At 63.4% G+C, this 14,717-nt stretch carries 13 protein-coding genes; 8 read left to right on the top strand and 5 right to left on the bottom strand.

What is annotated here, in order from left to right; translation table 11 throughout:
• The first annotated feature begins 34 nt into the window (after window positions 1-34).
• The 3 genes from lpxD to BMX43_RS18415 are packed head-to-tail and all read left to right on the top strand — an operon-like array spanning window position 35 to window position 2,631.
• Window positions 35-1,114, top strand: a complete 1,080-nt coding sequence (lpxD, locus tag BMX43_RS18425) for a UDP-3-O-(3-hydroxymyristoyl)glucosamine N-acyltransferase (RefSeq protein WP_091303619.1) — start codon at window positions 35-37, stop codon at window positions 1,112-1,114.
• A gap of 42 nt (window positions 1,115-1,156) precedes the next feature.
• Window positions 1,157-1,423, top strand: a complete 267-nt coding sequence (locus BMX43_RS18420) for an acyl carrier protein (RefSeq protein WP_091303618.1) — start codon at window positions 1,157-1,159, stop codon at window positions 1,421-1,423.
• Complete coding sequence (locus BMX43_RS18415) at window positions 1,420-2,631, top strand: beta-ketoacyl-[acyl-carrier-protein] synthase family protein (RefSeq protein WP_091303617.1); 1,212 nt, start codon at window positions 1,420-1,422, stop codon at window positions 2,629-2,631. The genes BMX43_RS18420 and BMX43_RS18415 overlap by 4 nt, the downstream gene beginning before the upstream one ends.
• A gap of 54 nt (window positions 2,632-2,685) precedes the next feature.
• On the opposite strand, the gene BMX43_RS18410 is transcribed toward BMX43_RS18415, so the two are convergent.
• Window positions 2,686-3,312 carry an invasion associated locus B family protein gene (locus BMX43_RS18410; RefSeq protein WP_091303616.1) on the bottom strand — a complete coding sequence of 209 codons (627 nt, stop codon included), beginning with the start codon at window positions 3,310-3,312 and terminating at the stop codon, window positions 2,686-2,688.
• A gap of 410 nt (window positions 3,313-3,722) precedes the next feature.
• On the opposite strand from BMX43_RS18410, the gene BMX43_RS18405 reads away from it, so the two are divergent.
• Window positions 3,723-5,264 carry a helicase HerA-like domain-containing protein gene (locus tag BMX43_RS18405; protein ID WP_091303615.1) on the top strand — a complete coding sequence of 514 codons (1,542 nt, stop codon included), beginning with the start codon at window positions 3,723-3,725 and terminating at the stop codon, window positions 5,262-5,264.
• A 107-nt stretch (window positions 5,265-5,371) separates the two neighbouring features.
• Window positions 5,372-6,709 carry a hypothetical protein gene (locus tag BMX43_RS20435; protein WP_091303614.1) on the top strand — a complete coding sequence of 446 codons (1,338 nt, stop codon included), beginning with the start codon at window positions 5,372-5,374 and terminating at the stop codon, window positions 6,707-6,709.
• 3 nt (window positions 6,710-6,712) lie between these two features.
• Here the strand turns inward: BMX43_RS20435 and BMX43_RS18395 are convergent, their stop codons facing one another.
• Genes BMX43_RS18395 through BMX43_RS20430 form a run of 4 tightly spaced genes read right to left on the bottom strand, consistent with a single transcriptional unit; the run spans window position 6,713 to window position 10,702 of the window.
• Entirely contained in the window at window positions 6,713-8,026 is a 1,314-nt protein-coding gene (locus BMX43_RS18395; protein WP_091303613.1) for an HlyC/CorC family transporter, read from the bottom strand.
• Entirely contained in the window at window positions 8,023-8,973 is a 951-nt protein-coding gene (locus BMX43_RS18390; RefSeq protein ID WP_175482184.1) for a site-specific tyrosine recombinase XerD, read from the bottom strand. Before BMX43_RS18390 ends, BMX43_RS18395 begins: the two co-directional genes overlap by 4 nt.
• Before the next feature lie 3 nt (window positions 8,974-8,976).
• Complete coding sequence (locus tag BMX43_RS18385) at window positions 8,977-10,578, bottom strand: hypothetical protein (protein ID WP_091303612.1); 1,602 nt, start codon at window positions 10,576-10,578, stop codon at window positions 8,977-8,979.
• On the bottom strand, window positions 10,568-10,702 hold the full coding sequence (locus BMX43_RS20430) for a hypothetical protein (RefSeq protein WP_091303611.1): 135 nt from the start codon (window positions 10,700-10,702) through the stop codon (window positions 10,568-10,570). The genes BMX43_RS18385 and BMX43_RS20430 overlap by 11 nt, the downstream gene beginning before the upstream one ends.
• A 156-nt stretch (window positions 10,703-10,858) precedes the next feature.
• Between BMX43_RS20430 and BMX43_RS18375 the strand changes: the two genes are divergently transcribed.
• The 3 genes from BMX43_RS18375 (at window position 10,859) to BMX43_RS18365 (ending at window position 14,583) form a co-directional block, all read left to right on the top strand.
• Entirely contained in the window at window positions 10,859-11,431 is a 573-nt protein-coding gene (locus BMX43_RS18375) for a shikimate kinase (RefSeq protein WP_091303638.1), read from the top strand.
• Window positions 11,432-11,434: 3 nt separating this feature from the next.
• Entirely contained in the window at window positions 11,435-12,550 is a 1,116-nt protein-coding gene (gene aroB, locus BMX43_RS18370; RefSeq protein ID WP_091303610.1) for a 3-dehydroquinate synthase, read from the top strand.
• Window positions 12,551-12,783: 233 nt separating this feature from the next.
• Entirely contained in the window at window positions 12,784-14,583 is a 1,800-nt protein-coding gene (locus BMX43_RS18365; RefSeq protein ID WP_091303609.1) for a DUF6538 domain-containing protein, read from the top strand.
• Window positions 14,584-14,717: the final 134 nt, after the last annotated feature.

Raw genomic sequence — 14,717 nt, 5'->3', positions numbered from 1 at the left:
GGCGCGTGTTGCGCCTGTCTGATGCGAGGACGCCATGGCCCATACGATCCGCGATATTGCCGCAGCCCTTGGCGCAGAGGCGATGGGAAATCTTGATCTGACCGTCAGCCGCGCGGCAGAGCCGCAGATGGCCGGGCCCCAGGATCTGGCGCTGGCGATGGACCCGAAATATGCTGATGGCCTTGCCAAGGGCCGCGCGCGCGCGGCGATGGTCTGGCAGGGCGCCGACTGGCAGGCGCTGGGGCTGGAGGCGGCAATCTTTGCGCCCCGGTCGCGCGTGGCCATGGCGGGCCTTTCGCAGATGCTGGACCCCGGGCCGCAGATTGCATCGGGCATCCACCCGATGGCGGTGATCGACCCCGGCGCCGAGATCGGTGAGGGCGCGGCCATCGGCCCCTTCGTGGTGATCGGCGCAGGCGTGCGCATCGGGTCGGGTGCGCGCATTGCCAGCCATGTCAGCATTGCCGAAGGCGCCAGTCTGGGCGCGGATGCCATGATTCTGCAGGGCGTGCGCATCGGGCCGGGCGTGACCATTGGCGACCGTTTCATCGCCCAGCCCGGAGCGGTGATCGGGGGCGACGGGTTTTCCTTCGTCACGCCCGAGAAATCGGGCGTCGAAGAGATTCGCGGCACGCTGGGCCAGCGCGACGAGATCCGCCAGCAAAGCTGGACCCGCATACATTCACTTGGTTCTGTAACCATCGGAGATGATGTGGAAATCGGCGCCAATGCCACCGTAGACCGTGGCACGATCCGCGACACGCGCGTGGGGTCGGGCACCAAGATCGACAACCTTGTGCAGCTTGGCCACAATGTGCAGGTGGGCCGCGATTGTCTGCTCTGCGGGCAGGTGGGTGTGGCCGGTTCGACCCGGATCGGCGACCGGGTGGTATTGGCCGGGCAGGTCGGCGTCAGCGACAATATCTTCATCGGGGATGATGTGATTGCGGGCGGCGGCACCAAGATCTTCTCCAACGTGCCGGCAAGCCGAGTGATCCTTGGCAACCCGGCGGTGAAGATGGAAACGCAGATGGAGATCAACAAGGCCCTGCGCCGCCTGCCGCGTCTTGCGGCGACGGTAGCCGAGCTTCAGAAACTTGTTTCAAAACTGTGAGATGACGCCATAACTTCCCCGAAAGGGGCTCAGGGGGTTTGCATGACACAGACAGTGAAAGACCGGGTGATTGCCATCCTCGCCGAACAGGCGGTGATGGATGTCTCGGATATTCGGATGGAAGACACGCTGGACGATCTGGGGCTGGACAGCCTCGGTCTGGTGGAAAGCATCTTTGCCATTGAAGAGGCGTTCGACATTTCGGTGCCGTTCAACGCCAATGCGCCTGACAAATCGGGTTTCGACATCTCTTCGGTGGCGGCCATCGTGACGGCGGTCGAAGGTCTGGTGTCTGAGCAGGCGGCATGAAGCGCGTCGTCATCACCGGCGCAGGCACGATCAACGCGCTGGCCCATGATGTGAAAGGCACGCTCGAGGCGTTTCGCGAAGGGCGTTGCGGCATCACCGAGTTGGACATCCGCGACAGCGAACGCTTGACGATCCGCATCGGCGGGCAGGTTCACAACTGGGATCCAGAGGTGAACTTCAACCGGCAGCAGATTGTTTTGTATGATAAATTTACGCAGTTCACTCTGCTTGCCGCGCGGCAGGCGATTGCGCAGTCCGGCCTCGATTTCGACGGGCATCTGGGCTATGAGGCGGGCGTCGTGCTGGGTACGGCGGCGGGCGGCGTGAACACCTGGGACGACAATTATCGCACCGTCTATGAAGAGGGGAAGAACCGCGTTCACCCCTTTGTCGTGCCCAAGCTGATGAACAATGCCGCAGCGAGCCATGTCTCGATGGAGTTCAACCTGAAAGGGCCAACCTTCACCGTCTCCACGGCCTGTGCCAGTTCCAACCATGCGATGGGGCAGGCGTTCCATATGGTCCGGTCTGGCATGTGCCGGGCGATGGTGACCGGCGGGTCGGAATCCATGCTCTGCTTCGGCGGCATCAAGGCGTGGGAAGGACTGCGCGTCATGTCGAAAGACGCCTGCCGCCCGTTCAGCCTGAACCGTAACGGCATGGTGCAGGGCGAGGGCGCGGCGGTGTTCGTGTTCGAGGAATATGAACAGGCCAAACGCCGCGGCGCAGAGATTCTGGCCGAGGTGGTCGGCTTCGCCATGACCTCGGACGCGTCGGATATCGTGATGCCGTCGAAACAGGGCGCGGCGCGGGCGATTTCGGGGGCGCTGCGCGATGCGCATCTGAACCCCGAGGGTGTGGGATATATCAACGCCCATGGCACAGGCACGGCGGCCAATGACAAGACGGAATGTGCTGCGGTGGCGGATGTGTTCGGACCCCATGCCGACCGGCTGATGATCTCGTCCACAAAGTCGATGCATGGGCATCTGATCGGCGGCACCGGCGCGGTGGAACTGCTGGCCTGCATCATGGCGCTGCGCGACGGGGTGATTGCGCCGACAATCGGGTATGAAGAACCCGACCCGGAATGTGCGCTCGATGTGGTGCCCAATGTGGCGCGGCAGGCGCGGGTCGAGGTGGCGCTGTCGAACGCCTTTGCCTTTGGCGGCTTGAACGCCGTGCTGGCGCTGCGCCGGGCGCCATAATGCGAACCGCCGCGCCCTTTGGGGGGCGCGGCGCTGTTTCAGATCTCAGCGGTCTTACTTGGCCGGAATCGGCAGGGCATCAAAGCCGGCAGTGAAGCCCTTGAGCGAAATGTCGAGCGTAACCTTTTGATCCGGCTTCGCAATCGGCACAATGCTCATCGTCATCTTGTTGCCCTTTTTCAGGCTGGCGATGTCTTCTGCGGTGAAGCCCACACGGGCCACGCAGCCGCCGCGGTCACACCAGCTGAACGGGTAGACGCGGGCTTTCTGGGCGTCGATCTGCAGCACGACGTTTTCGGTCAGAAGGGTTTCCAGCGGGGTGATGAGGGTGGCGCCGGCTGCGGCCTCAGCCCCTGCCGGCAGCGGGAAAATTCCGATTTCGGCCACCGAGTTGCCTTGGGCATCTTTCAGAAGCTGATAGATCTGGCAGGGATCGGCCTTGCCTTCCCCGGCTTTCACGCAACGCAGTTCCCAGCTGTCATGGGTGGATTTGACATAGACAGAGCCCACCCCGTCAGCCGGAGCGGCAGGTTGTGCCGGAGCCGCCGCCGGGGTTTCCGCGGCAGGTGCCTCGGCTGACGGGGCAGCGGGGGGCGTGGTGGCTTCCTGCGCAGCCGCGCTGGTTGCAAAACCCAGGATCAGGGAAAGCGCAAGGGCTTTGGTGACATCGTTTATCGACATGGCGATAGGTCCTCGAATGATATGGCTGCCACTTAACATGCGGTTTGCGCCAAGTCAGTCGCGAAATTGCTGCAATCACGCAAAGGTGGAAAGGACCGTCTGAGCCGCATCCTGAGCGGAAATAAACAAAAAGGGCCGTGGTTCCGGCCCTTTTTGCTGTCTTTTTTGCTCCCTGTCGGACTGGCCGACTTCATTGTTCGTGACGCTACGGCGACATGCTTTGCAGGTCAACTGGATTTTCATGCTGCGCTGCCGCAACACCCCCTGAAAAATGCGTGGCTGCCGGGCGTGGTCAGTCAACAGCGAGGTCTCGTATCCCGTGCGGCAAGACGCGGCGGGGTATGACGACAAGGCTGGCGCAAAGCGATGAACACTGTATTTTCGGGGCAAATATGCGGTGGAGGGCGGGTGTGAGCAGCGATCAGGGTGTGATTTTCGTGGGCGGCGGCGGCGATGGATATGGGGTGCCGCAGAACCTTCTGCTCCGCTATGGCAATCGTCACGGGCTGATTGCCGGGGCGACAGGCACTGGCAAGACGGTGACACTGCAGGTTCTGGCCGAAGGGTTTTCAGCGGCAGGTGTGCCGGTGGTGCTTTCGGATGTGAAAGGCGATCTGGCGGGGATGGGGATCGCAGGCTCTGCCGAGGGCAAGCTGCATGAAGCCTTCACCAAACGTGCCGCGACAATCGGGCTGGACCTGCACTATGAGGCTTGCCCGGTGACATACTGGGATCTGTTCGGCGAACAGGGCCACCCGATCCGCACCACCGTTTCGGAAATGGGCCCGTTGTTGCTGGCACGGATGCTAGATCTGAGCGAGCCGCAGGAAGGCGTGCTGAATGTCGCTTTCCGTCTGGCTGACGAAGAAGCGCTGCCACTGCTGGATCTGAAAGACCTGCAGGCCATGCTGGTGTTCATCGGCGAGAATGCACAGGCGATTTCAACGCGGTATGGGCTGGTTTCCACCAGTTCCATTGGGGCGATCCAGCGGCGGTTGCTGGTGCTGGAGAATCAGGGTGGCGAGCAACTGTTTGGCGAACCGGCCCTGGCGCTTGCCGATCTGATGCTGGTGGATGCGGCGGGCCGTGGGCGGGTGAACCTGCTGGCCGCCGACAAGCTGATGCAGAATCCGCGGCTGTATGCCACTTTCCTGCTGTGGCTGCTGTCGGAACTGTTCGAGGAACTGCCCGAGGTGGGTGACCCCGAAAAGCCCAAGCTGGTATTCTTTTTCGACGAGGCGCATCTGCTGTTCGACGATGCCCCCAAGGCGCTGGTGGACAAGGTGGAACAGGTGGCGCGGCTGATCCGGTCGAAGGGCGTGGGGGTGTATTTCATCACGCAGAACCCGGCGGATGTGCCCGAAAACATTCTGGGCCAGTTGGGCAACCGGGTGCAGCATGCGCTGCGCGCTTTTACCGCGCGCGATCAGAAAGACCTGCGCATGGCCGCGCAGACCTACCGTGACAACCCGCGCTTTGCGACGGAAGACGCGATACGCGATGTGGGCACCGGCGAGGCTGTCACTTCGTTTCTCGAGGCCAAGGGGATTCCGGGCATGGTGGAACGCACGTTGATCCGCCCGCCCGCCTCGCGTCTTGGCCCGATCTCGCCCGAGGAACGGACGAGGCTTATTGCAGCTTCGCCGCTCAGGGGCCGTTATGAGGCAGTGATCGACCGTGACTCGGCCTATGAGAAACTTCGCGCCCGCGCCGACGCTGCCGCGCGCGAAGCTGCGGCAGAAGATCCGGCACCTAGGGCGGAGCAGGAGTTCAACAAGGCGCGGCGCTATGATGGCAAGGTGGACCGTGCGGCCCCGGCACCACGCACGACCAGCCGCCGCAGCGATTCTGCCACCGAAGCCTTCACCAAGAGCTTTGCCCGCCAGCTCGGCTCCACTGCGGGGCAGGCTATCGTGCGTGGGGTGCTTGGCAGCCTGTTTCGCAAGCGCTGATCCGGTAATGTCACGAAATTGATGCCATATGCCAAGGTCGCGCCTTAATTCTGGCGTGAGTTTTTTTATAATCGGCCGAGACGCGCGGACGACGGCGGGAGGGCACGATGGCAATTTCAGCGGCAGAGCAATATGCGATCGAACTGATCAATCGCGCCCGGCTGGATCCGGCAGCAGAGGCTGCGGCCTATCGGATTGGTCTGAATGAGGGGCTGGCCGCAGGGACGATCACCGCGGCGCCGAAACAGGCGCTGGCGCCGATGGAAGTGCTGGGCGATTCTGCCGAGAGCCATGCAAGCTGGATCCTTTCGGCAGATATTTTCTCGCATACCGGCAGAGGCGGCAGTGATGCTGGTGACCGTATGGTTGATGCGGGGTATCCGACATTCTATTTGAAGACAGATGTTTGGGGTGAAAATCTCTCGTTGATGAGCTATCGGGGCTTCACGCTGGCGCAGCTTATCGAAGAACACCACAAAGCCGTGATGAACAGCGCATTGCACCGGGCGGAAATGCTGCTGACCAACCTGCGGGTGGTCGGCGTTGCCGAAATGCAGGGTGTGTTCACCCAGAATCGCACCAACTATGACGTGTCCGTCGAGGTGCAGAACTTCGCCTATTCCGCAAAGACCGCCTATGTGACGGGCGTTGTCTATGATGACAAGGATGGGGATAACTTCTATTCGATCGGCGAGGGTCGGGCCGGGCTTGCCATGCGGATCCTGAATGGGATCGAAGGCGAAAGCCTGAATGCCGGCGGCTATGCGCTTGCGGCAGAGGCGGGCACGACCGTGACGGCGATCTTCGGGCGTGGCCCCTTGGCGAGCAAGGTCGAGGTGGATCTTTCGGCAGGCAATGTGAAGGTGGATCTCGTTGACGGCACTTTGCTGCGCGTGTCCGGCAATGTCAGCCTGATCAGCGGGATCGCCAATGCCAGTGCGCTTGGCATCGCCGATATCGCACTGACCGGCAGCGAGGTGGCCAATGTGCTGACCGGCAATTCCGGGGCCAACAGGCTGTCGGGCGGGGGCGGAAATGACCGGCTGGTCGGGGCAGGTGGCGATGACGTGATCCGCGGCGATGCGGGGGGCGACAACCTGCTGGGCGGCGGCGGCAATGATGATCTCGATGGCGGTCTGGGGAATGACATCCTGAACGGCGGCGGCGGGCGCGACAAGCTGACTGGCGGCGGCGGGGCGGATGATTTCGTGTTCGCATTGGGCGGCAGCCGCATCCGCATCGCCGATTTCGACGCCGCGTCCGGCGACATGCTGCAACTGGACGATGCGCTCTGGACGGGCACCCTGACGGCCCGCCAGGTGATCGACAAATTCGGCACCGTGAACGATGCAGGCATCTTGCTGGATTTCGGCGATGGCGATGCAATCCAGTTGAGCGGCCTGACGAAACTTGCCGCCCTTGCCGCCGCGATCGAGATCTTCTGAGCGTTACAGCGGGCGGATCTTCAGCCGCGTCAGCCGGTTTTCGCGTTTCGCCGCAACCTCGAACCGGAAGCCGTGGAACGAGAAGGCTTGGCCTTCATTCGGGATCATCTGCGCCTCGTGGATCACCAGCCCGGCGATGGTGTTCGCCTCGTCATCCGGCAAGCCCCAGTCGGTGGCGCGGTTCAGGTCGCGGATCGTCATGGCACCATCGACGATGAAATCGCCGCTGGCGTCGTGTTTCAGCACACCATTCTTTTGAACCACGTCGAATTCATCGGTGATGTCGCCGACGATTTCTTCCAGAATGTCTTCCAGCGTGATCAACCCCTGCAGTGCACCGTATTCATCCACCACCAGCGCGAAATGGGTGCGCCGTTTCAGAAACTCGCGCATCTGTTCATCCAGCGTGGTGGTTTCGGGCACGAAATACGGCTTCATCGCCACTTTCATCACGTCCAGATCGGCCAACTGGCCCGGCGCGCCCTCTGGCCCACGCAGCAGGCGTTCCACCTCGCGCAGCAGATCCTTGGCATGTATAACGCCGATGATGTTTTCGGCATCGCCGCGATAGACGGGCAGGCGGGTATGGGGCGAGTTGAGCACCTGTGTCAGGATCGCATCGGCGGCCAGATCGGCATCGACCATCTCGATCTCGCGCCGGTGCAGCATCACCTCTTCCACGGTGCGTTCACCCAGATGCAGTGCGCCCAGCAGCCGGTCGCGGTCTTCCTTCTCCATCGCGCCTTCGCTATGGCCCAGCGAAATGGCCCCGACGATTTCCTCGCGCATGGCCAGCATCCGGCCCTCGGGATTGGATTTCACGCCGAACAGGCGCAGGATACCGCGCACCAGCAGCCGCACCAGCATGACAACCGGCGAAAAGACGGCGATCAGAATGCGCACCACCGGGGCGACCTTGACCGCCACAGGCTCGGGATAGGTGATCGACAGGGTCTTGGGCAGCACCTCGCCGAACACCAGCACCAGCACCGTCATCACCACCGTCGCCATGGCCACGCCGCCATTGCCCAACAGGCGGGTGAACAGCGCGGTGGCCAGCGCGGTCGACAGGATGTTGACGATATTGTTGCCCAGCAGCAGCGCGCCGATCATCCGCTCGTTGTCTTCGGTCACTCGCATGGCAGATTGTGCGCCGAGCGAGCCCTTATCCGCCTGCGCCTTCAGCTTGCCGCGCGAGGCGGCGGTCAGTGCGGTTTCCGACCCCGAAAAGAAGGCCGACAGAACCAGCAACAGCAGAATGGCCGCCCCCGTCAGCAGCGCGGCGGTATCGAGCAGCGGGGCGGTTTCGGGCGTCATTCGGGATCGGTCCTTTTGGCAAGCGGATGATGGTCAAGCACGAGGGTCTTCAGGTGATCGTCCAGCACATGGGTATAGATTTCTGTTGTGGCCACATCGGCATGGCCCAGCAGCGTCTGGATCACCCGCAGATCGGCGCCATGGGCCAGCAGATGGGTGGCGAAGGCATGGCGCAGCGTGTGCGGAGTCACCTTGGCGGGCGAGACGCCGGCCAGAACCGCGATCTGCTTGATCAGCACATAGAAATGGTTGCGCGTCAGATGCCCCCCGGCGCCCCGGCTGGGAAACAGGTATTTCGAGCCGGGCCCACCCGCCTTGCGGTCAGCCTCATCTGCGCGGTCACGACGGGGCAGCCAAGCTGCCAGCGCCTCGCGCGCCGGGGGCGACAGCGGCACCATGCGTTCCTTGCCACCCTTGCCGCGCACCAGAATCATCTGCGGATCGCCGCGCGCCGCTGCGACCGGCAGTTCCACCAGCTCCGATACCCGCATCCCCGTGGCATAAAGCAGTTCCATCAGTGCGCGGTTGCGCACCTGATCGTCCAGCGAGCGGCCCTTGTCGCGGGCGGCCTCCAGCAGGCGGTCCACCTCCTCCTCGCTGAGCACGATGGGCAGGCGCTGATCCTGGCCGGGGCCTTTCAGCCGCAGCGCCGGATTGTCGGCACGCCAGCCTTCCTCATGCGCGAAGCGGTAAAGCTGACGGATCGCCGACAGGCGCCGGGCGCGAGTAGCCTTTGACAGGCCCTGCGCATCGCAGAACACCAGATAATCCTCGACCGCCTGTCGGTCGGCGCCGGTGAAATCAAGCTGCCGCTGCGCCAGCCAGCCCGCGAAATCCAGCAGGTCGCGGCCATAGGCAAGGCGGGTATTGCGTGCCGCGTCCCGCTCGGCTGCCTGTGCGTCAAGAAAGGTGGTGATCCAGCGGTGCATCAGCGCCTCGGCGGCCATAGCTCAGCCCCGCCGTTCCAGCAGCAGCAGTTCCAGCGCGGTGCGGCGGGCAATGTCTTCCAGCCCCAGCTTGCGCAGCAGCGACAACCCTTCGGCGACGCCGCGCGGATCGCCCTGCACGCCGCGCGCCACGCCATCTATGGCCAGCATCAGCGCCTCGCCAATGCGATGTTCCGCCAACAGCAACTGCGCCTCGTCTGTGGTGACGGGGGTCAGGAAGGCGGGGGCGACGGCCCGCGCCATGCTGTCGGGCGGGATCAGCCCCTGAATGTTTCCCTGCGCCAGACCCAGCAGAAAGGCCTCTTGCGGATTATCCGCCGGGCCATTTGCAAGGTGGCTGCGCGCCGCATGTTCATATTGCGGTGACAGCAGCGCCATACGCAGGGCCAGCACCCCTTGCGCATCGGGCAGTTCCATCGCGGCAAGCCGCTCGCCGAACAGCGCTGCGAAAGCGTTTTCCAGCTCGACCGCGCGCATGGCGTCCCATGCGGGTTCCAGCGTGCGCAGCACCGCTTCACGGTCACCCGAAGTCACGGCTGCGTCAAAATCCTGAAATGCTGCCACGCGATCCCAAACCCCACCCGATGCAGCCGGTTGGCGATCCGTATAGATCCCCAGCAGCAGATTCGGTGTGATCGCCCCGGCGCGCGCCAGACGTTCTGCTGCCTCGATCTGGGCTTTCCACCCCGATTGAGGGCGCAATTCGGCATGGGCAAAGGCCAGCGGCAGATGGGCGGTTGCCAGCGGTTCGCCGATCGCCTCGTACATGCGCCAGATCAGCGGGGTCGGCAGGGCAGGCGGGGGCAGGGGTTCGGCGCCATCGGCCAGTTCGGGATCAAGGAAGCGTTCCAGTAACGCTTCCTGCTCTGCCGGAACCTGCTGCAGCGCCTGCGCGCTTTCCAGTGTCAGCGCCGCCGCGTTCCAGTCGCCCGCGCGGGCCAGACAGAAGATGCGCGCGGTCAGCGTCGGGGCCAGATGCGGTGCGGATTGCATTTCGGCGCAGGCCAGATCTTCCTGCCCGGTCAGCAGCGCGATGTCGAAACGGCGCCGGAACAACTCGGGCGAGGCATTGCCCGCAATCTCGGTCAGTGCCGCCGCCTGATCCAATGCGCCCATCGACAACAGCTTGTCGATCCGCGCCAGCAACAACAAACCGCGCCCGCCACTGTCCACCGGCGGATCGGCCTCGGCCAGCAGCAGGGTAATCAGCAGGCCCTGCAGCGCGGGCAGGGTATCGGTCTGCTCGCGTGTAAGCCGCAGCGCGATGTCCTCGGTCTTTGACAGGCCCCAAAGTGCACGTGGCAATCCTGTGCGGGCGGCAGGCAGCAACCCCACCCCGTCCAGCGAGGGCGCCCCCAGCACCGTGACCGTAACGGCCCCCGGCAGGGCACCCTTGGTCACCGCAGGCTCGTCCGTTTTTGGTGCGGGATTGGGGGTGGAACTGGGAACTGGCCCCAGAGACGGCGCCGCCGCCGGAACCGCCACCGATTTCGACAACCAATCGATGGCCGACAGCGGCTCATCCGCCGCAGCCCCTGTGCCGCACAGGCAGGCCAGCAGGCTCAGCGCCGAAAGCGGGAACCTGCGCCTGTAATCAGTTTGCATCCAGCGTCACCGGCAAGGTCACGTCATGCCGTTCCGGGCTGAGATCCGCGAGATAGGCATAACCGGTCAGCCCGATCAGCCCCAGAATCGCCAGAAGAAGAAGAAGTTTGATGATCCGGCCCATGCTGTCTTGCGTCCCTCATGTTCTGCCCGTTTCTTGCCGCGACGGCGCGGCAAAGCCAAGGCCGCTGCGGAGTATCCGGAAGAATATATATGGCAATTGCCGCGAGTTCACGCCATTCAGGGACAAAAGTTCGCACAACCGGCATTGCATCGCCGGATATGTGCCTCGGCGGGGGAACAAAGGGTGACGGAGCGGCTGAAAAAGACGGTCGTGCTGGTTGGAATGATGGGGGCGGGCAAGACGGCGGTGGGCACCGCGCTGGCGCGCACATTGGGAGTTCCGTTCCGGGATTCCGACGAAGAAATCGTCAAGGCCGCACAACGCAGCATCGCCGAAATCTTCGAACGCGATGGCGAGCCGTTCTTTCGTGCCCGCGAAACCGAGGTTCTGTCGCGGTTGGTGAAGGGCGAGCCTTGCGTGTTGTCCACCGGCGGCGGGGCGTTTCTGTCCGAAGTGAACCGGGCGACGATTGCGGGGCAGGGCATCTCGGTCTGGCTGCGCGCCGATCTGGAATTGCTGTGGCACAGGGTTCGCCACAAGACCACGCGCCCCTTGTTGCGCACCGAAAACCCGCGCGAGACGCTGCGCCTGCTATATGAGGCGCGGGTGCCGCATTACGCAAAAGCCGACCTGACAGTTGACGCCGCTCCCGACCTGTCGGTCGAACAGATGGCGCTGCGGGTGATCGAGGCGTTGCGCGGGCGCGACGACGTGCTGGAAAGGATCTGAGCAATGACGATGGATGTGGTGCCGGTGGCGCTGGACGCGCGCGCCTATGAGGTGCGTATCGGAGTGGGGCTGCTGGGCAGGGCCGGGGCCGAAATCGCACCGCTGCTGCGCCGCAAGCGCGTGGCTGTGGTGACCGATGAAACCGTCGCGGCCCGGCATCTGGCCGCGTTGGAGGCGGCGCTGGTGGCCGAGGGGATCACGATGGTCAGCCTTGCCCTGCCGCCCGGCGAGTCGACCAAGGGCTGGCCGCAATTCGCCCGCACTGTGGAATGGCTGCTGGAGCAGAAGGTGGAGCGGCGCGATGTCGTCGTGGCCTTTGGTGGCGGCGTGATCGGCGATCTGGTGGGCTTTGCCGCCGCCGTGCTGCGGCGCGGGGTGCGCTTCGTGCAGATCCCGACCACGCTTCTGGCACAGGTGGACAGTTCGGTCGGTGGCAAGACCGGCATCAACACCGCGCAGGGCAAGAACCTTGTCGGCGCCTTCCACCAGCCTGCGCTGGTGCTGGCCGACATTGCACTGCTGGAAACGCTTCCCACCCGCGATTTTCTCGCCGGCTATGGCGAGGTGGTGAAATACGGCCTGCTGGGCGACGCGGCTTTCTTCGACTGGCTGGAGGTCAACGGCCCCGATCTAGCCCGCGACCCGGTGAAACGGCAGTATGCCGTGCGCCGGTCTGTCGAGATGAAGGCCGAAATCGTGGTGCGCGACGAGACGGAAGAGGGGGACCGCGCGCTGCTGAACCTGGGCCACACCTTCTGCCACGCGCTGGAAAAAGCCACGGGGTATAGTGACCGGCTGCTGCATGGCGAGGGCGTGGCCATCGGCTGCGCGCTGGCGTTCGAACTCAGCCAACGGCTGGGCCTGTGCAGCCAGGAGGCGCCGAGCCGCGTGCGCGCCCATCTGCGCGCCATGGGGATGAAGGTGGACATCGCCGACATCCCGGGCGACCTGCCGGGTGCCGAGGCGCTGATGGCGCTGATGGCGCAGGACAAGAAGGTGCTTGATGGCAAGCTGCGCTTCATCCTCGCCCGCGGCATCGGTGAGGCCTTCGTCACCGATCAGGTGCCCGCCGAGATCGTCACCGGCCTTCTGGCCGAAGCGCTCTCCCGCAAGGGGTGAACCTGACCGCGCGGGGGCAATTCCGCGCTGGTCCTTTTGGGGACTGGCCTGAAAAGGGTTGGCCATATGCGCGGCGTGTACCCATGCTAAGATGATATTGGCTGGGGCGCTAGGACATTAATCCAACTTTTTCCAAGCCCTTATTTTCTCGTAAGTATATGGTGTTTATTGACTATCCAGCTTTGAACTGTAACACATGACTGTAACACGCGACCCTTCCACATGGTGCAGTCATGGCCCTTCCAAGTTACCTTTTCCGGCGCGGTGCCGCCTATTCCGCGAGGATCAGAGTTCCCCTTGATCTGGTGAAAGTCATAGGACGGAAGGAACTGGTGAAGGCGCTTGGAACCTCTGATCTGGCCGAGGCCAAGCGCCGCCTGCACCCGGTCATCACGAACTGGCACCGCGAGTTTGAAGACATGCGCGCCCGGCGGGTGCTGGTGCCTGCTGACCGCGAACACGCGGTTTGGGATCAATACACCGGCAGCCTTGCCCGCGACGATCAGGCCCGCGCAGCCCTGCCGGGGGAAGCCGAGGTGCAGGCGGCGAAGGCCGAGGCTATCGCCCGGATCGAACGCGACGACATCAGCGGCCTTGACCCGTTGCAGGTGCTGGACGCAGGCCTTGACCTGATGGTGGCGCAGCGCATGGCGGATGTGTCATCCGAACACAGGAAGGTAAAGCTGGCCGATCTGCGGCAGCATTTGGCAAAGGGCGAAACCGCGCTGATCGCCCATGAGGTTGACGCCTATCTGAAAGCGAACCGCCTTCTGGTGAACCGTGGAACGCCGGAATGGATCAGCCTTGCCCGGCACATGATGCGGGCCGAGGCTGAGGCGCTGGAACGCAGCCTTGAACGGGATCGGGGCGATTACTCGGGCCAGCCGCGTGACCCGCTGGTGAAGCCTGCCGTTGGCCCGCGCCGCGAAACTGCGAAGCCGGGCGAAACGATCATGGATGTGTTCGAAAAGTTCGCCCGCGAGAATCCGAACGGTGTGGCGCAGGATCGGCTGGACCAGTGCCGCCGCGACATTGGCACCTTTGTTGATCTGGTGGGGGCCAGCTTCCCGATTGCGAAGATCAGCAAGGTTGAAGTGCGCGAGTGGAAACAGCTTCTGCAAGATTACCCGGTCAAGGCCACGGAAACCAAAGCCTTCGCCGGGATGACCTTTCACCAGATCATCCGGGCGAATGAACAGATCGGCAAGCCTACGCTGTCTGACCGCACGGTGAACCGCTATCTGTCCAGCCTCGGGGCCTTCCTGTCATGGGCGGTGGATAACGCCTATATTGGCGAGAACCCGACCGAAAAGATGATGTTGAAGAAGGAACGCAAGACCGCGACCTTGCCCTTCACCAGCGACCAGCTTCAAACCCTGTTCACCTCGCCTTGGTTCACCGGCTGCAAGAGCGCGACCGAATGGCGCAATGTTGCCAAGCCCGGTGATGTGCTGATCCGCGATCACCGCTATTGGGTGCCGCTGATTATGCTGTTCTCTGGTGCCCGGCCCGGCGAGATCGGCCAGCTTGCGGTGAACGATGTTCGGCAACAGCATGGGCACTGGATCATGCACATTACGACCGAAGGCGACGAAACCGCTGCGGGCAAATCGGTGAAGACCGCCGGTTCCATGCGGGTGGTGCCGGTGCATCCAGAACTGATCCGCCTTGGCTTCCTCACATACCATGAGACCCGCGTGAAAGAGGGCGGCCCCGCGCTGTTCCCCGGTGCGGTGCGCAATGTGCGCGGGCAGATGATGGCGGATGTGTCGCGCGAGTTCGGGCGCTACATGATCCGGATCGGCCTGAAAGAAGGCCGGGGCCTGTCGCTCTATTCCTTCCGTCATGGGGCTGCCGATGCGCTGCGGCGGGCGGGCCACCTTGACCAGCAATTCGGCTTCATCCTTGGACATGCAGAGCCGACGACAACCGGGAAATATGGGATCATGCCGCAAGGGATGCTGGAACAGCGGGTGGAACTGGTGAACGCGATTGCCTACCCCGGCCTGAACTTGGATCATCTGGCGGCGTGATACTATAACAAAACCCTTGCGGGCGGATTCTGCGCTGTGGTATTATGATACCGTAGTGCAGTTAACGAGTTCCCCATGGGTATCATGTCCAGCCTCGCCCGCGTTGTCGGGCGGGGCGCTTCTGAACAGAAGTC

The organism is Gemmobacter aquatilis (assembly GCF_900110025.1).
Lineage (GTDB): Bacteria > Pseudomonadota > Alphaproteobacteria > Rhodobacterales > Rhodobacteraceae > Gemmobacter > Gemmobacter aquatilis.
Note: the sequence above shows the minus strand (reverse complement) of the source record. Positions and strands in the feature narration are given on the sequence as shown.